This window comes from Veillonella sp., assembly GCF_032470285.1.
Lineage (GTDB): Bacteria > Bacillota > Negativicutes > Veillonellales > Veillonellaceae > Veillonella.
This window is the reverse complement of record NZ_JAWEKP010000001.1, coordinates 134,949-155,883: the sequence shown is the minus strand read 5'-3', so window position 1 is coordinate 155,883 and position 20,935 is coordinate 134,949. Positions and strand designations below refer to the sequence as shown.

The following is a 20,935-nucleotide window of genomic DNA, read 5'->3' as shown; positions in this document are numbered from 1 at the left end:
TTAATTCTAATCTGAATAGCAATTTTAATACTCTATTTATCTAATTTCTACCGGTTAAAACTATTGTTTTTAGAGCATAAACATTCTATTTCCTAAGGTATTACCAGTTAAAATATATATAATTCCAATAGCATAATAATTAACTTTAGATGTATAATACTAGTATAATGAGAATATTCTTAGTGAAAGAAGGTATAATATGGTATCAGCAGGTCAAACAGCTACAGCAACAGTTATAGTAACTGAATCTAATATTGCAAAAACAATGAAGTCTGGTTCTTTAGAGGTCTTTGCTACACCAGCGATGTGTGCACTTATGGAGGAAGCTGCACAAGCTGCAGTACAGCCATATTTAGAGGACGGTGAAGGCACAGTAGGTATCTCCCTATCTATTACTCATGAGGCCCCTACGCCTTTAAGCGCAACAGTAACAGCAAAAGCTACTGTAAGTGCTGTAGAAGGTCGTAAAATAACATTTGATATTGAAGCCTCTGATGGTGTTGGTATTATTGGTCGTGGCACACATGAACGATTTGTTATTAACAACGAAAAATTTATGGCTAAGGTGCATAGTAGAGCAAAATCTAACTAATAGTCTACTATTTTACTAATAGGTTTATTGCTAATATCTTATTTACTTTATTAAAATAATAAAATACAAAACAAAAATGGCATCTATCAAATGACAGATGCCGTTTCTATTTACATATTAAATTATATAATCTACTAAAGAATTAGCAAATTTTAACTACCCAGCCTTCAGGAGCTTCGATTTCACCATGTTGAATGCCAAGTAATGTGTCATATAATTTTTTAGTGATAGGACCCATATCATCCATGCCAGCAGGAACATTAATAGTGCCTTCTGGAGTATCGATTTGACCTACTGGAGAAATAACAGCCGCTGTACCACAAAGACCAATTTCAGCAAAGTCTTTTAATTCATCTTTATGAACAGGACGATGTTCTACAGTCATATCAAGGTAGTGTTCTGCCACATACATCAACGAACGACGTGTAATGGATGGCAAGATACTATCAGATTTAGGTGTAACTAATTTACCATCTTTAGTAATGAAGATGAAGTTAGCACCACCAGTTTCTTCTACATGTGTACGAGTAGCCGCATCAAGATACATATTTTCTGCATAGCCTTTGTTATGAGCATCAGTGATAGCATACAAACTCATAGCATAGTTCAAGCCAGCTTTAATATGCCCAGTACCATGAGGAGCTGCACGATCAAAATCAGTGATACGAATTTTGATTGGTTTAGCACCACCTTTGAAGTAAGGGCCTACTGGTGTTGTAAACACACGGAATTGATATTCATCAGCAGGTTTTACACCGATAACGGAGTTTGTACCCATCATGTAAGGGCGAATATAAAGGCTTGCACCATGACCATATGGAGGAACAAAGTCTTTATTTGCTTTTACAACTTCTTTTACAGCTTCGAGGAAACGACCTTCAGGTAATGTAGGCATTACAAGGCGTTCACAGGATTGATTCAAACGTTCTGCATTCAAATCTGGACGGAAGCATACGATATGACCATCTTTTGTGTAGTATGCTTTCAACCCTTCAAAGACAGTTTGAGCGTATTGGAATACTCCAGCACATTCATTAAGGACAACGTTAGCATCAGTAATTAAACCACCTTCGTCCCATTTACCATCTTTATATGTAGTCAAATAACGGTATTCGGTTTCTACATAACCAAAACCGAGATTATCCCAATCGATATTCTTGCTCATAACAATAACCTCCATTTATATTGATATACACTTAATCTTATCACTATCATCTTGTATTTTCAATAGATTCTATAGAGATGATAAATTATATATACAGATATAGTATCTATTAAGATATATCATCTATACATAGGTAACATATTAATAGATATGTATATTATCAAATAGGCCACCAGCTATACTATCGTTGAATATAAAAATTGTTTCTTTACAGTATAGCTGCCGCCCTATTTATATTATAATAATTTCAGATATACATTATCCTATTTTACTAGGAGGTCCCTATTATGAACGAAAATAAACATTTTTTAATTCCTAATCCTAAAAGTATCATTTGTATTGGCCTTAACTACGCTGATCATATTGCTGAAACTAGTCTAGCTACACATGATTTTCCAGAAATCTTTATGAAAACATTAAATGCTCTTGCAGGTAATCATGATACAATTACCATTGAAGACGAAACTTTCCATTACGATTATGAAGGAGAATTAGTTATCATCATCGGTAAATCTGGTAAAAACATATCTCCTGAAAAGGCAATGGAACATATCTTAGGCTATACCATTGGCAATGACGTATCTGCCCGTACATTACAATTTAGAGGCTCTCAATGGATTCTTGGCAAATCGCTTGATCACTTTGCTCCTATTGGTCCTAATATTGTATCTCCTGATGATTTTGACTTTGAAAGTGCTAATATTACGACAACAGTAAATGGTGAAATACGTCAACAAGCAAAGCTAGAACAAATGATTTTTAAGCCTTATAACATTATTGCCTTCTTATCAACATATATGACACTCCAAGAAGGTGACATTATCTTTACAGGTACGCCTAGTGGTGTAGTATTAGGTAAAAATGAAAGTAAGTATTCTTGGTTAAAACCAGGAGATATTGTTACAGTTTCCATAAGCGGTATTGGTACCTTAGAAAACAAATTTATTTAAAATAAGTACATTGTTAAAGTATTGTATTTGCTCGTATTCTAATTATTACGATATCTATTTACATTACAACTAAATATATCTAAACACAAAAAAGAGATTACTTCTATGTATGTCTAACTATACATAGAAGTAATCTCTTTTATTATTATCTATATTTTATATTTACTATTACTTTATTTATGCTCCAACTCTAGGTCTAGCATATATTTCTTACGTTCAATGCCCCCTGCATATCCTGTTAACTGGCCATTACTACCAATAACACGGTGACAAGGAACGATGATAGAAATAGGATTGTGCCCTACAGCCCCCCCTACGGCTTGAGCAGAGAATTTCTCTTTACCTTGTTGCTGTGCAATCTGTTTACCAATATCTCCATATGTTGTAGTTTCACCATAAGGAATTGTTTGTAATATAGACCATACGGATTTACGGAACTCAGTACCTTCTAACTGGATAGGAGGTGTAATAAAGGGATTTTTACCATTAAAGTATTGATTTAGCCACATAATTGTTACTTCAAATGGACCTGTTAGTTGCTCTATATACTCCGCATCATCATAACTAGGTGCATGAGCTTCATCAATAAAAAATAAATCTGTTAAGTATGATAATGTACCAAGCATAACCATAGTTCCTAATGGGCTTTCATAGGTGTATTTATAATTCATAGTACATTAACTCCTTCTTAAGATAACAAATCATTCAATACCTTTTGTATGTCTTTATTAAATAATACTGTATTTTGCTGAATATCAAATGGAATCGATTGTTTTTCAATATTAACTGGTACATATAGTGTGTCTATATTGTCATGTGCCATCCGCATAAATGGATATTTGATAATCATCGGCGTATTATAGCCAACACCAAGTTCTAACAATACAGTTTTCTTATCTTTATAATTCTCTATAAAACTTGCATATCGTTTTTGAGCCGCATACCAACCTTCGTCTTGCACAAAGGCACCGTCGACACGTAAATTCATCGTCATTAGTTCGCCACATCTAGGACAGTGAGGAATTAATTCTGTAGGAATTTTCATATCCTTTTGTTCTTTCACCATACGACGCACTTGTTCTTCATTATCATAAGTCTTTTGATGACATGGCTCAGAGCATTGCCACAAGCCATAATCACCTTGCATATAATAAAATCTATTTTTATCCACTCCAGCAAATTGCATTTGATGATCTACATTAGTGGTAATCACAAAGTAATTCTTATTTTGTAATAACTCCATCAACCGAATATAAGGTTCACCTGCTAAAATATCATAGCGATTATAGAAGATATGACGGCTCCACCACGCCCAATATTCTTCCATGCTTTCAAATGAATAGAATCCACCAGAATACATATCTGTGATACCGTACTTTTTGTGAAAGTCATCGAAGTATTTATGAAAACGTTCTCCACTATAGGTCAGACCCGCTGCAGTAGACATACCGGCCCCAATACCTACGAGTACCGCATCAGCTGTATTCAAAAAATCTTTTACACGTTCTATATTATCCCAATAATTTGTTGTAGATTTCATAATCTATATCCTTATATACATTAAATACCACTTGTATTTTACTATTAGTTTCTTTTAAATACCTACGTACCGTATCGATAGCAATTTGGGCCGCCAATTCATTAGGAAATCTAAACTCACCAGTAGAAATGCAGCAAAATGCAATGGAGTTCAAACTATAAGCATTAGCTAGCTCCAAACAAGATCTATAGCACGATGACAATTGTTCTTTTTCTAAGTCTGTAACAGTATCATAAACAATAGGCCCTACCGTATGGATAACATGACTGGCAGGTAAATTAAAACCATAGGTCATACGAGCTACACCTGTCTTTTTAGGCATATCCATATACTCAGTCATCCTAGCACAGGCCATACGTAACTCAATACCAGCAAAAGTATGAATGGCATTATCAATACATTTGTGATTCGGTAGAAAACAACCGAGCAACTGCTCATTAGCTGCATTGACTATAGCCTTTACCGCTAGACGCGTTATATCACCTTGCCACAAATAAATTTGTGGTTCTCGTTCTTCCATATCATTAATCGTAACGATGCCTTTTTCATGAGCCAATGTATTTAAATATTCATCCTCTACCTTCATCCAGTCAGTGGGCATAGCTCCTGCAGGACGAATATTACATAGAGCTCTAAATAGAGTAAATTGTTCTTCTTCACTCACAGGAATTTCTAAATGTTCGTTATGCCTCTCTTTGTATTCTGCTACTAAACCCTCTAAAAGATAATGTAATCGTTCTTGCTGTGTCATATAAACTCCTAAATAGAATTGACTAGAGTATAACCTATTATATAGCAAAAAACTGCTAGCACATAATATGCTAGCAGTAACTTTACTGATTAGTATTATATCAAAAACTAAGGTCTAACAAAAGCTTGACCACCATGGTTTACAAGGATATCTCCATCTAATACTTTAGTAATAACCCCTTGTAGACTACCTTGGATTTGGCTCATCATAAAGCGATAGCCTGGGCTATTCAAATGTTTAGTAAGGGCTTCCTGATCGCTATAGATCTGAATAACGTACCAGCGATTTTTTGCGTTTCTTTCACGAAGAACATAACCAGCCTTATAACCCGCATCATCCCGAACGGCACGTTCCATATCAAGTTGATATTGTCGTTGTACCGTATCGATTTCATTGCTATCAACAGTAAACTCAGTTAAGGTAACTACTGCCTTACCATCATTTACGATAGATAAAGCATCTTTTTTCTCAAACAATAATACAGACTGTACATCGTACAATTTTCGGTTTGTTAATTTAGAACCTACTTCATTAACAAAGGCTTGATAATGATCAGATTTGCGATGTACTTCAATAGCAGCTAAATCTTTATAAATCTCTACTACATAAGACTCAGATGGATTACCTTTTACATGCGCTACATTCATAGATAATGTATTAGGCTCTTTCTCCATAGATGCTGTTAGATTGGCAACGTTTGCACTATTATATATGTCCTGTAACTCTGTAGGCACCTGATAGCGATACATGCCTACACTAGGTGCTGTATCTAAACCTTCATCACGTTCCATAACGAGCGCTGCAAAGGATGTGCTCACACCTAATACTGCAATCGCAGAGGTTAGTACAATACGTTTTAATAAATTTTTATTCATATATACTCCTTTACATATATCTTGATAACTTCTCGGCAAACAAACCAATACGCTTATAAGTTAACAACTCACATACTCTTGATGTAAATTGTCCAAATCTACGGTAAAAGAAATTAAAAGTTAGATATGCTGGTATTGTACTGATAGTTTTAGGCAAGCGACGAAATATATTTTTTATGGAATATAACTCTTTATAGATCCAAAGATAGCCTTTTTCTAATTCTTCTTTAGACATACCTAACGGTGATACAACTACGTGAGACGTATTATATTTTGATAAATCATAATCAAAAATTCTATTTTGAGCTTCCATTCTCTTGTAGAATTCAGTACCTGGGTATGGTGTGACAATATGTGATGTAATTGTATCAATTTTCTGGCTAATAATCCAATCTAACGTATTTTTAAAAGTCTCTGGTGTATCTCCATCTAAGCCAAATACAAAGCTAGCATTAACCATAATACCACGCTTATGTAATTCGTTAATAAGTCGTTCAAACTCTTCACGATTATTCTGCATTTTATGAACGCTAGATAAAGATTGAGGGCTGATACTTTCAAAACCAATAAATAAACTCTGACAACCAGTTTCTTTCATTAAATCCATCAATTCAGGGTGTTGCCCTATTTTCATAGTAACCGCTGCATTCCAGTTTAACTTCAAAGGTTTAATACGTTCTAAAAACTGTTTAGTCCAAGAAATATTACCAATAAAATTATCATCAATAAACATAATATGTTTTGTACCTAATCGTTTGATATCTCCCAACACATCCTCTATATTGCGATTAATATATTGGTGTGTTCCAGAGCTATTATAGCAAAAATCGCACTTATGAGGACAACTTCTACTAGTAGAAACAACGTTATACCATAAGTAATCGGTCTTATCTATCAAGTCATATGCAGGTGATGCAATATCATCTCCAGATTCTAAAGGCGCAGAAACATATTGAGATTGCAACCGACCATGTTTAGCATCTTCTATAATTTGAGGCCATGTATTTTCTGCGAAACCTATACAAAGACTATCAAATGCCTCCTTAGGTACGGTATCGAATGCTGTCGTAATATGTATACCACCAGCAATCACCTTAGCCCCTTTCTTTCTATATATAGCTGCAATTTCAATTGCTCTAGGCAATACATCAACAGTCACCGCAATACCTACTAAATCAGGTACATCATTAAAATCTAGTTCTCTAATATTTTCATTTTCAATTGTGACCTCACACTCATGCCGAATAATATTAGCCACAGTTAATAACCCTAAATGTGGGGACATACGTATTTTTAAATCTGTATCCATAGGACGCTTCAACATACGTGGTTGAATCAATTTAACTTTCATATAAAACCTCTTATATAACAAATGCTTTTACATTATTATAAAAGATTATGAGTCCTTTTGCATATAAAAACATCCTATCTATTAAAACTATATTGAGTAATATTAGTTCCAACAAATAGGATGTTAAGCTTATATTGTTATATATTCAATAGTTGTACCATGCTCTTCAATAAGTTTAACTAGTTCTTTGCCTTGAAGCCACACAGTCGCATCATTTTGGTTCGGATGTATGCCGATTACATTATTTTCGTAGTCCGCATCAATATAATAATGGACCTTACGGTCCTCATCATGGAGCAAGCAAAATGGAGATACGTGACCTGGTTTAATCTTCAATATATCCCATAGTTCTTCTTCAGAACCAAAGGAAATTTTTTTAAGTTTGTGGTCCTTACGAAATTGTTTTAAATCTACACGCTTTGATCCACGAACAGTAATTAAATAGTAATGCTCTCGTTTATGATCTCGTATAAATAAATTCTTCGCATCCCAATCAGGATATGGCAACTGCACATTTGGCTTATCGTCCATACTAAATAATGGTGCGTGATCTGTAATTTCAAAATCGATATGATGGTCACGCAAACAATCATATACGCCTTGTTTATCTAACATGTAATACCTCTAATACATCGGTTATTCTTTGTGAAAGTAACTAGCATAATGAAAGTATCTATTATATCTAGCTAAATATATCTCCAAAATTAGTTTGGAATCGTATAGGTTCCATCAAATACAAATAAATGAGGGTTCTCATGTACAAATACATCTTCAAAGATACCATCATATGTATATACTGCATCATCTTTTTCATCGAGAAAATCAAAGAATTCTGGATTATTCTCAGATTGTTGTAATAAGTACCATCGTTCCGCTCTATCAAATGGTACAGTACCACCAAAGAAATCTAGTACTGATTGGAAATTATCTGCCAACTCTTTCATATTGAATAGACGCAACCCCACTAAAGTATCTTCCCATACGATACCTGTAGAGTTATAGAAAAACTGGTGATGACCACCATTATTGACCTCAGCAAAATACCAACATATTGCATTAAGATATCGTTGCTCTAATGTAAACTCTTTAGATGTTTCTATATAATCATCATAAGAGCCATAAATATTTATGGTCCAATATGCAGGTTCATTAATAGTCCACATATCATCAGTTTCTTTAATTTCTTCAACAGTTATAGTCCGATGCTGAGATACACCTCTCCTATTCTTCTGTTTTTCGGCTACGTATTTACTATAAGCAGAACACAATTCTGGGTAATCAGACTCACACCTTTCAAAATCTATCTGCATATAACACATATCAATAATCTCAAAAAAATATCCTGTTATATTATTTCGATTCTCACTAACAGCTAGGCGTATACCATTATCTACAAGTGCTAGCATATGTTGCATATTATTGGATGTATAAACCTCATGATTATTAGAAACAATAGCGCCATAGGAGTAAGCACAGCGATAATACCACACAGCATCTCTATACTCTTCATCTATAGAGTTTAATACCTTGATAGCTTCTTCCGGTTTATCATTATTGTTATACGCTCTACCAAGCTCACCTAATAAAGGTACAGGTAGATTCTCGATGCCCACACCAGTTAATGTCTCAATAATCAGCTCCTCTTGTCCTATATCATTAAGATCTTTAATAGTTTGTAATTGCGCCTCTTCAGAAAAAGATAAAAAACGTTCAACACTTAACGACATACAATACGCATCCCTTCATCCCAATTAATATGTATATGAAATCATTCTAAAGTAGTAATATTAACCAACACACAAAACAATAAACTTTACTTAATGGTGATTGATTTATAAGATGGGTTATTTACTTAGCTGCCACAACATACATAAAAGACAGGGATACCATCTTCATTATCGATGAGGCCATGTCCCTCGCACTCATGTCCCTCGTATTCTATGCCTTCATAGAATATATGATCGCCTAATTCTTTATTGGCCATTAAATTTTGTAACTTAAAGGTAAGTTCTTCTCCCGTAAAATATTTACCATTATCAGCAGTAATATGGGCCATGATTTCTACTTGCCACATGTTATCTTCTTTTTCTTCTTCTAGTAACTCTTCACCGTTTAAACGTTCATTATTATGAAGCTGATTTTCACTTTCTATCCATGCTTCATAAGTCACTAAAATTTCAGGCTCTTCTAATAGCGCTAATGCACTTTCCTTAGCGCCATACTCAGCATACTCCTCTAATATTTGATTAAACTCTTTAGAAAAATTCTCTTTAGTATATGATTTTTTATTGAATACCCAATGCACTGCACTGTAAGAAGGATAGTTATCCTCTGATATTTCAAGTTGCTCTGCGTCAAGTTTATTAATTTCAGCATTTTGGCTCTTATTAACGAACGTTTTAATCGTTTCAAAAATCATAGGATAATCCTTTTCATACTCACTTGGCTTTATAAAAGATAAAATATATTCTACCACTTCACAGCACCAGCTCAATTGTTTTTCTAAGTGTGCTTCTTTTGTCTTTTTCATAGCAGTTTCAATTAACTGTAAAGCTTGCTGCACATGTTCAGAATGATAACTTTCACCATGTGCTAAAGAGGCATGCGCATAACCCTTACGATAATACCAAGACCAATCACGGTAAGACTCATCAATACGTTCAAATAACTCAACAGCCTCTGCTGCACGGTCATTATTGTTGTAGATACGTCCTAAGGTACTTAACAATATAGGAGATAAATTATCGATGCCTATATTAGTTAAAAGTTCCATAGCACGATCAATATCTAGGTCCTCTTGTTCATTAATAAGTTTTACCTTATCCTCATCACTTAACGCTTGAAACTCTTCATCCGTAATGTCTTCTATGCTTATATATAATTGCTTAATAAAATCCCCAAAACTATCTGCTAAAAGAGTGATAGAGTAATCCCCTTCTTGGTCTACTCGGACTACCTTAGGCTCATCTGTAGGACCACACTCACGATAATCGAGAAAAATCATATCGTGACCGCCAGAAATCGTATCCGCCACCACGACACCAATAGGAGGATATTCCCATTTAGACATCCAAAATTCGTTGCCAAATTCTCCAAAAATAGATTTCTTTTTATCTCTATCAATGCCATATATGCCTGTCACATATACACACTCACCATCATTATTAATAAAGCAGTTCTTATTCAATACACCGCCATTATGATTGTTAAGTAATTCAATATATGCTGCAGGTAATGTATAGCCTAGCTCAGTTTCAGCATCTTTAATATCCTTATCGGTAACAGGTTTACCTATATAGGATTCAAATGCATAATCAACATCGTTCCAAAATCCGGTCCAATCAAAGTCTTTTAGATTACTCATAATACTCGCTCCTAGTTAATAGATTATTTTAACCAAATGGTTTCTCATCACTGTAATATTCTTTAATTAAAGCTTTTACCCTGCGTCGTATCAAAATGGTATCAACCATATAGGAAAAAATGATATAAGGAGATACATTTATAATCGCTATAGGGGCTAAAATAAGTGCTACTCTCAATAAGTCAAGGGAATATGCATACCATTTAAAATCAATGGTATTTAAAATTGGTGTGACATAGTCAAAGACTTTTATCTCCCATTGCATTAAGGAGTTTAATTCTTCACTAGTTCCTAATAGCCAAACAAAACTTACAGCAAAGATCAGACAATATAATATACCAACTGGAATCAATATCTTCGCTCTCTTTTTTAATAGCTCACGGCAAATCGCATCTTCTTCCTCTGGTGTTACATCATATACCATATTGTATTGAATCTGAATCCGTCTAAATCGATAGCGAATATACTTATATAAGAGGTTATTCGGTCTGTATAACATGATATGCTCCACATATACGTCATAATGGGGAAAACATTAAGAATATATCAGCCATCTACGGCAAAATAATACAAATCTTGGATTAGTCATTTTCAATATCCTTTACTAGCTTTCCGTATTATGTCTTAAATCTAACACGATTTCCCAGCTATCTAATGCTGGAACCTTATGATGTGCAATAAAATCTTCTATTATCTGTAATACCTCTTGATGGCCCAATTCATTTTTACCATATATGATAGCGCCCTGCTCGCCATCATTAGTTACACTAAGTTCTATATGTAATAAATCAGTATCTTCATTACAGCAAACTTGTACAAAGTTATACTGTTTATTATCTATTGAGATTTTATTTGATGGGGATACAATCACAAAATCTTGCTCTTGATCCTGAATAGCATATAGATTTTGCTCAACTTCATTCAGTGTAATACCTTCATATTTATAGGTACCTATATCAATTGACCAATTTGTATATGTTTTCTCAAATGAATCTGTCGTCATATGTATCGCCTCTCCTTTACAATATAGACTAAAATAAGGTTTCTAATTGACCTGACATATCCGCCATAAATTCATCAAATTTACAAAGTTCTCGTAACTCTTGATGTTCTATATCATAGCAACTTATCTTCTTAGTTTTAGTGTCCCATACAATTTGCCAATCGTTATACTCGCCTAGTTCTTTAGATAAACGCAATAGATTACGGCGACCTAATTTAAATGGAATTGTATCAATAAGTGGGAAGAACTCTATAGATATAAAATCGGAGTCTGGTAATTCAAAGTAAAGATGTTCACCTTCTAAAAAATTCACTAATGCTTTTGGTAATTTAAATGGCTTTAACTGATCTATTTTATTCTGTATATCATGGAACTCCGTAGGCTCTAAGGATTTAAAATACTCTGCCATTTCCATATCGCCTTTTTCAACGGCAATGCTATAGGGACGCATACCATCCTTTTCTGTGATGGTAACGTCAGCATTATGTTCTACCAAGTATTTGCACATCTGTAAATCCACATAACGAGCCGCAACGCACAATGGGGTTGGCTTAAAGGGATATACAGAATCAGGCTTATTGTAATTAATATCTACACCATTATGAATAAAGAAATCTAGAACCTCATAATTTCTATCTGTAATGATATTTCTGAAAGCTTTACCGCCATACTTCTGTACCGTATGACCTAAGTCATGAATAATTTGTAGGTTCTCATATTTCTTGCCATATAAAGCAGCTTGAAAAGCATCTACTTTCACACGGTTCAAAGCGTGAATATTAGCACCATGAGCCACAACATAGTCTATACTCTCTTTATTACCATACTGTACCGCTAATAAGAAACTTGGATTTTCTTCATCATTAAGATTAGCACCATGTTCTACTAACCATTGAATACTTGGCAAGCAACACATGACAAGAGCTAATTCTAAAGGTGTATGCTCACTATATTCATCAATTTCTATGACTTCATGAATATCCCAACCAGCCGCTAACGCCGACACAAGTGCAGGTAGATTACCCTCAATAATATCCGTCACTATTTTAGGCACAGATTCAAACGTACCTAAATCTTTTAACTGTATCATATATCTCTCCCATGAACTATATTTTTTAAATGATTATCACTAATTACATTATATTATATTTATAAGTATGAGTGTATAGTAAAAGCCCCTCGTATAAGCGAAAGGCTATCATATACCAAATACAATTCTAAAATCTCAATTTATCTTTTTCATAACGAAATAACAAGAACATTAATAAATTTTAATCCATGCACATTTAAAAATTGCATTCCACAGATAGTCTATTTACCATGACGCTTAGAAAATAGACAGATAGTCTCTTTATCACTTTTCTATCATGCTCTTTAATAGCTTTCGAAGATTTTCAAATCTAATCTCAGCCACAAAACGCACCACCTTCTATTTTGATAAAACTAATCTTATAAATATTATCTAACAGCTTCAAACTCTTCACAATTCAGTTTTGCTTTTAAATCTCTAAAATATATTTTTTGTTGTCGTTTCAAATACAAACTTATAAATGGCTTAAATATTAGTTTTTTAGAGACAACAGTTTCTGTAAAATCTAGAATCGTTTTATCATCCTCCACATAGAACTTTCCGACCCAAGCCCCCTTAATATTTTTATTTTCTATCTCAAATATCCATGACTGGTATTTAATACATTCTGTAATTCTAAAATAAGTTTCAACTCCATTCTTGGTAATCTCTATAAAGTTATTCTCATCTATAATTCTTACATCTTTTAAATCACTTCTCCAGGAAAAATCCTTTAGATTCGTCACTGTATCCCACACTACTTCTATTGGATATAGTAATGTAGCTCTCATATTAGACACTGCCATAGTAATCACCTCAAATATATTAGAAAAACACATAATCAATAAAAGATGAATTAAACTCTTTAACCTACTTACATATCGCTCCATACCCATTAGTAAAATTCATATTAATATAAGTAGCATTCATAACATGATAATATTCAGATACATATTCCAATGCTATACTTAAAATAGTGTATTTTTATTTATTTGATGAATTGTAAAATATATTGCGACAAATAAAAAGACTCATATTGGAGATCTCGTGTAAAATGTAAATAACCACAACTACATGACACGGAGGTCTCTAATATGAGCTATATACATCTTACCATAGAAAAACGAAGTCAAATAGAAGTTTTACGAAGAGAAGGATACTCTGTTCGTAGGATTGCTAGCTTAATCGGGGTTCACCATTCTACTGTAGCAAGAGAATTAAATCGCGTTGAAGGTGAATATTCTGCGATTAAAGCACAACAATTAGCAATTAGTGAGTCTGCTAATAAAGGCAGACCAACAAAGTTAACACCTCAATTAGCGGCTTTAATTGAATCCAGGTTACAACAAACTTGGTCTCCAGAAGAAATAGTTGGTGCTGAATTAGTTGGAGTTCTAAGCTTTAAAACAATTTATTCTTGGATCCATCGTGGTTTTCTTGCTGTAACAGAAACAGTACTTCGCCGGAAAGGCAAAAAGCCTGGTACACAAGAAAAGCGTGGACGGTTCAATGTGAAAAAGACCATTAAGGACCGACCTCAAGAAGTTGAAAACCGTAAGACTTTTGGTCATTGGGAACTAGATACAATGGTGTCTTCTAGAGGTCAAAGTAAAGGTTGTTTAGCTACATTTGTTGAACGTAAAACTCGATTTTATGTAGCAATAAAAATGGATGACCGAACTAAGGATTCTATGTTTTTAGCTATTAGTTCCCTATACAACACATTAACAAGTAAATTACTTAAAACCTTTACAGTGGACCGTGGTAAAGAATTTGCGTGCTTTGAACAGGTTGAAAACGAGTTTGGGATACCAATGTATTTTGCTGATGCCTATGCAGCATGGCAACGTGGCTCTAATGAAAATAGTAATGGTTTACTTCGAGAGCTTTTTCCTAAGAAAACCGATTTAGCTAAAGTAACACTAGATAAACTAACAGAAGCACTAGTGCTGATTAATAATCGACCTAGAAAATGCCTTAGGTTTAAAACACCATTTGACATGTTTAAACATGAGATTAAAAAATTGATTTAATTTTGTCGCATTACTTATTGCAATTCATCATATACAAAAGGAATTTCCAACACAATCATAACCACCCGTAGAACGGGTGGTTTGCTCTGACCCTATAAGGGTCTTTCTCTAATGGTGGCCCTCTAAAGAGGGCATTGAATGATCTGACAACCACTCTATTACCACTGGCTACCCCCTACTCGGGGGCTTTTATTTTGCCTATTTTACTGGCTCACCCGTAAACGGGTCGGTATATTCTTTAAAGTTTAATGTATCTTGTGCTATATCCTCTTGTAGTTGATTGCGAACATACTTTTTATCGCTCCTTCATATCGTCCCACCGTATCCACATAATATCCTCTACACCAGAAATGTCTATTTCCATACTTATATTTTAAATTTGCGTGTCTATCGAATATCATGAGGCTACTTTTGCTTTTTAAATATCCCATAAAACTCGATATACTTAAATGTGGTGGAATCGTTACTAGCATATGGATATGATCTGGACAGCATTCTGCCTCGATAATTTCTACATTTTTTCTCTTACATAAATCTCTTAGAATTTTACCTACATCAGCTTTTATCCGACCATAAATTATTTATCTTCTATATTTTGGAGCAAAAACAATATGATATTTACATCTCCATTTACTATGTGATAAGCTTTTTACGTCATTCATTGACAGTGAACCTCCTATGTTGAAATGTTGTGGTTGCCAGACCAACTCCATTCTAGCACTAGGAGGTTCTTTCCTTTTCTCTAAGAATTTTTACTGACCCCAGTTTAACTGGGGATTTAGTTATGCCTATTCGGCGTACAAGTAAAAACAGCTCTTTTTATACGAAAAGAGCTGTTCTATTTTATGAAAGAGAAAGTCACTAGTGACCTTTGTGCTTCTCTCTACGTTTTTGCTGCTTGCGTTCAAATTTCTCTTGTTTGAGGAATTGCTTTTGGACACTAGATTGATGTTTTGAAATCTTTTTCCTTTCCTCATACTGCAACTGCAATAGTTCTTTCGACTTAGAAGAAACTTTCTGCTTTACCTGCTTCTTTACAACACGTTGTAGGCGTTTCGGATTCTTAATCTTCACATACTGTTTGACTGTTGACTCTGAACTAAAAGATAAGCGAGCAAACTGAGTTTGTAAAATCTCAAGAATTTCATCATCTTTCGGTTCCTGACCAAATGTCACACGACAAACTTGATAAGTTTCCTGATACGCTTGTTCAAACAATCCATGCCAAAATCCATCTTCAAAATAAACTGTCAATCTAATTGAAATTGTTTCCACGACAGCACCTCCTTAAATCTATCCCTAAGAATGGACAACCAAGGAGGAAGGTTACTGATAGGCTTGCCTACGTCTGGACTACCAACCAGAACTGTGTTTTTATCTTAGTTAGGACTATTATAGCATATTTATAATCTATTTTTATTGCTTCTTCAAATGCCTATCAAAAAAATGAATCGTAGCCAACCAAGAATCCTTGCTCTCTTTCATCAGTAAACGCCAATCTTTTCGATAACGATGATTTGGTTGATAGGCCACCGTCAACATGTGACCTGTTTCATGATATTTTTTAAATATAATGTAGTGTCCTTTATAATGGGAGACAATATCATCAATTGCTGACGAAGCATCCCATATTTCATCAACAGTACTTCCGAGCAATAAGATTGGTGAATGAATTTGACCAACATCTATTCTAGCAGAGCAATCTTTAGGGAAGGTTTTTCTAAAAAGTTTACTGAACAGATAATCTCTAAGTCGAAACTTTTGATAGGAAAGTTCTTTTTGCAAATGCGTCCAAGAGGAAGTATGAGAGTTCCATTTTCCTTTTATTCCTTCATACACCACATCAGAGGGGGAATTTAGTACCAAGCATTGAACGTCATTAAAAAGGCTCTCCTCAGCTAAAACGAATTCTGCTCCCTTAGACCGTCCATAGATTCCAATGCTTTCACTATCTACTTGAGGATGCTGACGTAGATAATCCTTTGCTCCCACAAGGCACTCTAAAGGAATACGTTCCAAATGTTTTGGTAACCCCTCTAAACCAAAGTAGGCAACTGCTAAGCAAATATAACCTCTGGAAGATAGAAGCTGAGCCATATTCTGTGCCTTTTCAATTCTTCCTTCACTACCGCTCACAATAATCAATGCCGGTGCTTTTAGTGACTTTTTATCATAAAATAGTCTCCCTTGAAAATGTTCCCCGTAAATATCTTGATGACTAATTTGCGAACTCATGTAACGTCTTGAGAAGGTTCTCTCTGCAATAACAGTATTTCCTTGCATAATTTTGATTTTCACAAAAAATTGATCCAGTAAAGGAATTTTAGAAAGAGAACTTGGGAGTTTCTTTTTCTTATTGGTCAAGGGCTTAGCATTAAAAAATAGTCCCATTGTTGAAATGCCTTCATAAGAGCCAGAACAAGATGGAGTTTGTGAAATATCAATAATGCCATTCTTATCTGATACAAAAGTCCCTGTTGATCTCCATAAAACATCATGAGCTAAAAGCATGGGAGCATTGATACAATAATAATCAGTTAGGTACATCTCGACTCGATATGTTTCTCTTGGTTTTAAGCCATTGATGACAATATTGAAAGATTCGTCTGCTAACTCAGACTCTGAGATAAGTTCAATTTGTATAGTCATATCTTCCTCTTTTTGTTAATGCTATTAACAATGTGTTTTTAAATTTGGATAATATCAGATATTTATTTTTTGCTTAATTGTAGAATGAAATTGAACACATAAAAAATCCATAGTGAACCTTGTGTTATGATTTAGGTGACTAATCAAAATATAACCGAGGTAATCACTATGGACTACAATAATCATAACACGACATTACACACAAACAAACACTTAAACTTCGAAGAACGATTTTATTTAGAAAAGAGAATCGTTCTAGGAGATAGTATTGCTGCAATTTCACGTGCACTGGGCCGTTCTAGAACAACTATTTATACAGAATTAAAACGTGGTACTGTAATTCAAATTCGACATGGTAAATCTCAACTTGTATATTTAGCTGATTCTGGACAAGCAACATATGAAAGACAACGTGTTGGCTCCTTTAATACCATGAGAATTGGTGCTATAGAATCTTTTATAAATTAGATTGAAAGCAAGACTCTAGCTGATCGTTGGTCATTTGATGCTGCTGTTGGATATGCTAAACATAAGGGGTTGTTTGTGCGTAATGAAATGGTTTGTACTAAAACTTTATATAACTATCTTCACAAAGGTGTATTAGGTATAAAAGCAATTGATTTACCATTGGTAGTACGGCGTTCCCAACGAAAATCTATTTCTAGAAAACATAAGCGAGAACTTGGTAAATCCATAGAACTTCGCGATCCTACTATTGAAACGCGCGAGGAATTCGGACATTGGGAATTAGATACCGTCCGTGGAACAAAAGATAAGACAGACCATATTTTAATCTCTTTACTTGAGCGTAAAAGCAGATTGTATGTGGCTTTACGATGTCCCTCAGCGCGTGCTACTGATGTAAAAGAAACACTGCATGCATGGTTAAATACGTTTAAAGATGTTAATCTAGCTTGCTTATGTAAAACAATAACTGCAGATAACGGTTTAGAGTTTTCAGAGATATCTAATTTAGAAAATGAAACCTTGTCTATTTATTTTGCTAGACCTTATTCTGCTTGGGAACGTGGATCAAACGAAAGGCATAATGGTTTACTTCGTAGATGTATACCGAAAGGAATGCCAATAAAAGCCGTTTCAGAGGAAACAATTCAACGAACACTTCAATGGTGTAATAATTTGCCACGCAAGCTTCTAAATTATAGAACCCCCTTGGATGTCTTTCTTGAAGAAGTTAATAGAATTGTAGATTTGGATACTGTTCAATTTCATATTGCAATTTAAAATTTAAAAATTTAACTTTGTTAACAAGTTTTATTATAAGTAAAATTACAAATGATGCTATTAGTCCCTTAATAATATCTTCAGGTATTGTTTTTACCATAACCAATATATAATTGTATCAGACATACACTACCCTCCGAGTTTTTTGGTATTAAACCACTCAAAAGTAATACCATCAATTATATTAACTTCAAAAGGTTTACTTTTCCCATAACAAATACCATTTTTTACCAAATACGCCTCAACATAATGTCTACCTACATAGCAAGTTTCTTCTGTTCTTATTCTTTTTCCTTGTTCAAGCTTAGAATTATAAAAGTCTCCTCTTAAGCAATTCGCATTTATTGCTTCGTAACCAGTATTGGTTATTTGCCAGTATATATCATAGTCTTTTATATTAAGTGTAAGTGCATTGACTTCAAATCTAAGTTTTCCTTTTTTATTCAAAGCTTCACCACTTTTTATTTGCTTAAATCTGAAACCACGCCAACTGTAATATGCTTTTATCTCTACGTTAGTCTTAGCAATACTTGATAATTTCCATTTAGGTTTTTGATGATAACTTAAAGAATTTAACGAGATTCCAATTTCATTAGTATTTTTACGCAAACTTCTCTGCATATAAAACAAACTCTCATTTAAAGACATTGCTTTATTATCTATGCTAAAGTCAACTTTAAGTTGATCATACCACTTCAAAAAATTTTCAAAGTATTTTCCATCCTTATCCCATTTCAAAGATAATTTTTCTTTTCTATTAACCGGATTATAAATACAAGGATTTTCATTTTCATATTCAACTCCACTCAAAAGATTTTTGACTACATTCAATAATAATGTTTTAAAATCATCACTAATAATCATACTTTCAGGATAAATTTTTGCAACCAAAGTAGTAATTATAATGGAAGACGGTTTTTGTTCCATATCATCTTCAAACATAACTTCTGCATGTCTCTTTAATAATTGCACAATTCTTTGTAATGGAGTTTTTATTTTATAATCTGGAATTTCTTCTATATTTGCATAAAATCGTTTAGCATAGGATTCTTTTATAATTTGAAAATCGCTTTGTTTTTTGAACCAATCGGAATATACTTTAGGACTACTAACTTCCCAGTCAAATGTTATATCATCATAGTTATCACTTCTTTTATCTGAAATTGCAATATTTCCATCATCCGTATCATTCCAAGGAACAGCAGGTAAAATATCTATATGAAAATTTGATTCATCTACATAATTTAATGTCCAACACCTATTGCTTTCTTTTGGAAAATTTTCCATACTATGCTTTAACGAGTAATTTTTAACTACTTTTCCAAGTTCGTCTTTTAATTCTCTTTGAGTCTGGTGATTTCTTCTTTTTTTCGTCATATTACAAACAATATCTATATCATACGCCCCGTCTTCAGTAAGAGGTTTAATTGCTGTTCCTAATTTAATAGAACCTTGTAAGTAAATATCCGGACTATATTCTGCTAGGTCAGATTCTTTTATATAGTTTGCAATTGCCTTATACCTGTTTGATGCTTTTTCGTAATTTGATTCAGAAACATCAATTTCATTAATAAGCTCTTTTATCTCCTTCGACATTTCAAATTTTTTCATTTTATTCCCCCTCTCTTATTAAATAATATATTGCGAATGAGCTCCTATTTTAAATGATTTTCCTCTTATATCAACACATTCCTTTTCAATGTCTTCTCTATCTACAAGCTTAATTAAATCATTCTCTTCTTTTACATATTTACGTATCATATCAGTATATTCATCTGGTAAATGAATCTCGTAAATATCAAATAATAATATCTCATTCTTTTTAAAATGCTTAGAATAAGCCATTTTAGGTTTTATTTGCTTTAAAAACTCTATTCTCATGCTACTTAAGACTTCTATAGGCAATATGTTATTTTTTATAATTTCTTCATAAAACTCTCTATATACCGCCACTTCCCTATTTTTTCTACTATCAAACCAATTTAGAACTTTGCTAATATTTTTTCCTTTTATACAAAATCTTAAATCTTCTTTTTCATAAAAACCTCGTTCATTTTCAAAAATAATATTCAATTTCCTTTCAATAGTACTAAACGAACTACAAACCTTATATACTCCACCAACAGGTTGCAGTTGTTCTATTTTACTTCCCTTAATTAAAAGATATTTATCATCTATTTTTATTTTATATAAATACGCAATACTAAACCTAATATCTTCGCTCCAATGTATCAACGATTTTACAAACAACCCTATTCTTCTATAATTAGCTGCAAATATACCAATCAAAAACCAAATTCCACTGCTAATCAAATTAGTTCCTATATTTTCTAACACTTATATCCCCA

At 33.5% G+C, this 20,935-nt stretch carries 20 protein-coding genes and 2 pseudogenes; 4 read left to right on the top strand and 18 right to left on the bottom strand.

The window, feature by feature from the left end:
- Positions 1-199 precede the first annotated feature (199 nt).
- A complete protein-coding gene (locus tag E7B10_RS00715) occupies positions 200-592 on the top strand; it encodes a thioesterase family protein (RefSeq protein WP_024062426.1) in 393 nt (130 codons plus the stop codon).
- Positions 593-734: 142 nt separating this feature from the next.
- Here E7B10_RS00715 and E7B10_RS00710 read toward each other — a convergent pair whose 3' ends face one another.
- Positions 735-1,757, bottom strand: coding sequence for a branched-chain amino acid aminotransferase (locus E7B10_RS00710; protein ID WP_077708344.1), 1,023 nt, complete (start codon positions 1,755-1,757; stop codon positions 735-737).
- Between the two features lie 287 nt (positions 1,758-2,044).
- Here E7B10_RS00710 and E7B10_RS00705 point away from each other — a divergent pair, with 287 nt between their 5' ends.
- Positions 2,045-2,707 carry a fumarylacetoacetate hydrolase family protein gene (locus E7B10_RS00705; RefSeq protein WP_077708343.1) on the top strand — a complete coding sequence of 221 codons (663 nt, stop codon included), beginning with the start codon at positions 2,045-2,047 and terminating at the stop codon, positions 2,705-2,707.
- Between the two features lie 173 nt (positions 2,708-2,880).
- On the opposite strand, the gene E7B10_RS00700 is transcribed toward E7B10_RS00705, so the two are convergent.
- From E7B10_RS00700 to E7B10_RS00645, 12 genes are all read right to left on the bottom strand, one after another.
- The gene (locus E7B10_RS00700) at positions 2,881-3,378 is read right to left on the bottom strand and encodes a methylated-DNA--[protein]-cysteine S-methyltransferase (protein ID WP_004693510.1); all 498 of its coding nucleotides are present in this window, start codon (positions 3,376-3,378) and stop codon (positions 2,881-2,883) included.
- Positions 3,379-3,395: 17 nt separating this feature from the next.
- Positions 3,396-4,247 carry a Sir2 family NAD-dependent protein deacetylase gene (locus E7B10_RS00695; RefSeq protein ID WP_024062271.1) on the bottom strand — a complete coding sequence of 284 codons (852 nt, stop codon included), beginning with the start codon at positions 4,245-4,247 and terminating at the stop codon, positions 3,396-3,398.
- The gene (locus tag E7B10_RS00690) at positions 4,219-4,998 is read right to left on the bottom strand and encodes a protein-ADP-ribose hydrolase (protein WP_077708342.1); all 780 of its coding nucleotides are present in this window, start codon (positions 4,996-4,998) and stop codon (positions 4,219-4,221) included. The genes E7B10_RS00695 and E7B10_RS00690 overlap by 29 nt, the downstream gene beginning before the upstream one ends.
- Before the next feature lie 107 nt (positions 4,999-5,105).
- A complete protein-coding gene (locus E7B10_RS00685; protein WP_101928187.1) occupies positions 5,106-5,873 on the bottom strand; it encodes an antibiotic biosynthesis monooxygenase in 768 nt (255 codons plus the stop codon).
- 10 nt (positions 5,874-5,883) lie between these two features.
- On the bottom strand, positions 5,884-7,224 hold the full coding sequence (locus E7B10_RS00680) for a radical SAM protein (RefSeq protein ID WP_058948460.1): 1,341 nt from the start codon (positions 7,222-7,224) through the stop codon (positions 5,884-5,886).
- Positions 7,225-7,353: 129 nt separating this feature from the next.
- Positions 7,354-7,839, bottom strand: coding sequence for a prolyl-tRNA synthetase associated domain-containing protein (locus E7B10_RS00675; RefSeq protein ID WP_058948459.1), 486 nt, complete (start codon positions 7,837-7,839; stop codon positions 7,354-7,356).
- A gap of 89 nt (positions 7,840-7,928) precedes the next feature.
- Positions 7,929-8,951: a DMP19 family protein gene (locus E7B10_RS00670; protein WP_024062155.1), complete on the bottom strand. Its 1,023-nt coding sequence runs from the start codon at positions 8,949-8,951 to the stop codon at positions 7,929-7,931.
- Between the two features lie 125 nt (positions 8,952-9,076).
- On the bottom strand, positions 9,077-10,588 hold the full coding sequence (locus E7B10_RS00665; RefSeq protein ID WP_058948458.1) for an SMI1/KNR4 family protein: 1,512 nt from the start codon (positions 10,586-10,588) through the stop codon (positions 9,077-9,079).
- A gap of 28 nt (positions 10,589-10,616) precedes the next feature.
- Positions 10,617-11,087, bottom strand: coding sequence for a hypothetical protein (locus tag E7B10_RS00660; protein WP_024062119.1), 471 nt, complete (start codon positions 11,085-11,087; stop codon positions 10,617-10,619).
- Positions 11,088-11,192: 105 nt separating this feature from the next.
- Positions 11,193-11,591: a bacteriocin gene (locus E7B10_RS00655; protein ID WP_316055443.1), complete on the bottom strand. Its 399-nt coding sequence runs from the start codon at positions 11,589-11,591 to the stop codon at positions 11,193-11,195.
- Positions 11,592-11,619: 28 nt separating this feature from the next.
- Positions 11,620-12,681, bottom strand: a complete 1,062-nt coding sequence (locus E7B10_RS00650; protein ID WP_058948457.1) for an ankyrin repeat domain-containing protein — start codon at positions 12,679-12,681, stop codon at positions 11,620-11,622.
- A gap of 368 nt (positions 12,682-13,049) precedes the next feature.
- Positions 13,050-13,466, bottom strand: a complete 417-nt coding sequence (locus E7B10_RS00645; RefSeq protein WP_044117164.1) for a hypothetical protein — start codon at positions 13,464-13,466, stop codon at positions 13,050-13,052.
- A gap of 288 nt (positions 13,467-13,754) precedes the next feature.
- Here E7B10_RS00645 and E7B10_RS00640 point away from each other — a divergent pair, with 288 nt between their 5' ends.
- Positions 13,755-14,693 carry an IS30 family transposase gene (locus E7B10_RS00640; protein WP_058948456.1) on the top strand — a complete coding sequence of 313 codons (939 nt, stop codon included), beginning with the start codon at positions 13,755-13,757 and terminating at the stop codon, positions 14,691-14,693.
- 198 nt (positions 14,694-14,891) lie between these two features.
- Here the strand turns inward: E7B10_RS00640 and tnpA are convergent.
- From tnpA to E7B10_RS00625, 3 genes and pseudogenes are all read right to left on the bottom strand, one after another.
- Positions 14,892-15,355 (bottom strand): annotated as a pseudogene (gene tnpA, locus E7B10_RS00635) (IS200/IS605 family transposase).
- 199 nt (positions 15,356-15,554) lie between these two features.
- Positions 15,555-15,968, bottom strand: coding sequence for a YjdF family protein (locus tag E7B10_RS00630; RefSeq protein WP_024062706.1), 414 nt, complete (start codon positions 15,966-15,968; stop codon positions 15,555-15,557).
- A 141-nt stretch (positions 15,969-16,109) separates the two neighbouring features.
- Positions 16,110-17,342 (bottom strand): acyl-CoA thioesterase/bile acid-CoA:amino acid N-acyltransferase family protein, encoded by a 1,233-nt coding sequence (locus E7B10_RS00625; RefSeq protein WP_058948455.1) that lies wholly within the window; start codon positions 17,340-17,342, stop codon positions 16,110-16,112.
- 168 nt (positions 17,343-17,510) lie between these two features.
- Here E7B10_RS00625 and E7B10_RS00620 point away from each other — a divergent pair.
- A pseudogene (locus E7B10_RS00620) lies at positions 17,511-18,587 on the top strand (IS30 family transposase).
- A 129-nt stretch (positions 18,588-18,716) separates the two neighbouring features.
- Here the strand turns inward: E7B10_RS00620 and E7B10_RS00615 are convergent.
- Together E7B10_RS00615 and E7B10_RS00610 are read right to left on the bottom strand one after the other, a co-directional pair.
- Positions 18,717-20,198 (bottom strand): nucleotidyltransferase, encoded by a 1,482-nt coding sequence (locus E7B10_RS00615; RefSeq protein ID WP_024051167.1) that lies wholly within the window; start codon positions 20,196-20,198, stop codon positions 18,717-18,719.
- An 18-nt stretch (positions 20,199-20,216) separates the two neighbouring features.
- Complete coding sequence (locus E7B10_RS00610) at positions 20,217-20,924, bottom strand: HU-CCDC81 and SPOR domain-containing protein (RefSeq protein WP_024051168.1); 708 nt, start codon at positions 20,922-20,924, stop codon at positions 20,217-20,219.
- Between the last annotated feature and the right edge of the window lie 11 nt (positions 20,925-20,935).

Excerpts from the sequence above, each read along its gene's own strand:
- E7B10_RS00715 (WP_024062426.1), top strand. The coding sequence starts at position 200 with ATGGTATCAGCAGGTCAAACAGCTACAGCAACAGTTATAGTAACTGAA.
- E7B10_RS00710 (WP_077708344.1), bottom strand. The coding sequence starts at position 1,757 with ATGAGCAAGAATATCGATTGGGATAATCTCGGTTTTGGTTATGTAGAA.
- E7B10_RS00705 (WP_077708343.1), top strand. The coding sequence starts at position 2,045 with ATGAACGAAAATAAACATTTTTTAATTCCTAATCCTAAAAGTATCATT.
- E7B10_RS00700 (WP_004693510.1), bottom strand. The coding sequence starts at position 3,378 with ATGAATTATAAATACACCTATGAAAGCCCATTAGGAACTATGGTTATG.
- E7B10_RS00695 (WP_024062271.1), bottom strand. The coding sequence starts at position 4,247 with ATGAAATCTACAACAAATTATTGGGATAATATAGAACGTGTAAAAGAT.
- E7B10_RS00690 (WP_077708342.1), bottom strand. The coding sequence starts at position 4,998 with ATGACACAGCAAGAACGATTACATTATCTTTTAGAGGGTTTAGTAGCA.
- E7B10_RS00685 (WP_101928187.1), bottom strand. The coding sequence starts at position 5,873 with ATGAATAAAAATTTATTAAAACGTATTGTACTAACCTCTGCGATTGCA.
- E7B10_RS00680 (WP_058948460.1), bottom strand. The coding sequence starts at position 7,224 with ATGAAAGTTAAATTGATTCAACCACGTATGTTGAAGCGTCCTATGGAT.
- E7B10_RS00675 (WP_058948459.1), bottom strand. The coding sequence starts at position 7,839 with ATGTTAGATAAACAAGGCGTATATGATTGTTTGCGTGACCATCATATC.
- E7B10_RS00670 (WP_024062155.1), bottom strand. The coding sequence starts at position 8,951 with ATGTCGTTAAGTGTTGAACGTTTTTTATCTTTTTCTGAAGAGGCGCAA.
- E7B10_RS00665 (WP_058948458.1), bottom strand. The coding sequence starts at position 10,588 with ATGAGTAATCTAAAAGACTTTGATTGGACCGGATTTTGGAACGATGTT.
- E7B10_RS00660 (WP_024062119.1), bottom strand. The coding sequence starts at position 11,087 with ATGTTATACAGACCGAATAACCTCTTATATAAGTATATTCGCTATCGA.
- E7B10_RS00655 (WP_316055443.1), bottom strand. The coding sequence starts at position 11,591 with ATGACGACAGATTCATTTGAGAAAACATATACAAATTGGTCAATTGAT.
- E7B10_RS00650 (WP_058948457.1), bottom strand. The coding sequence starts at position 12,681 with ATGATACAGTTAAAAGATTTAGGTACGTTTGAATCTGTGCCTAAAATA.
- E7B10_RS00645 (WP_044117164.1), bottom strand. The coding sequence starts at position 13,466 with ATGGCAGTGTCTAATATGAGAGCTACATTACTATATCCAATAGAAGTA.
- E7B10_RS00640 (WP_058948456.1), top strand. The coding sequence starts at position 13,755 with ATGAGCTATATACATCTTACCATAGAAAAACGAAGTCAAATAGAAGTT.
- E7B10_RS00625 (WP_058948455.1), bottom strand. The coding sequence starts at position 17,342 with ATGACTATACAAATTGAACTTATCTCAGAGTCTGAGTTAGCAGACGAA.
- E7B10_RS00615 (WP_024051167.1), bottom strand. The coding sequence starts at position 20,198 with ATGAAAAAATTTGAAATGTCGAAGGAGATAAAAGAGCTTATTAATGAA.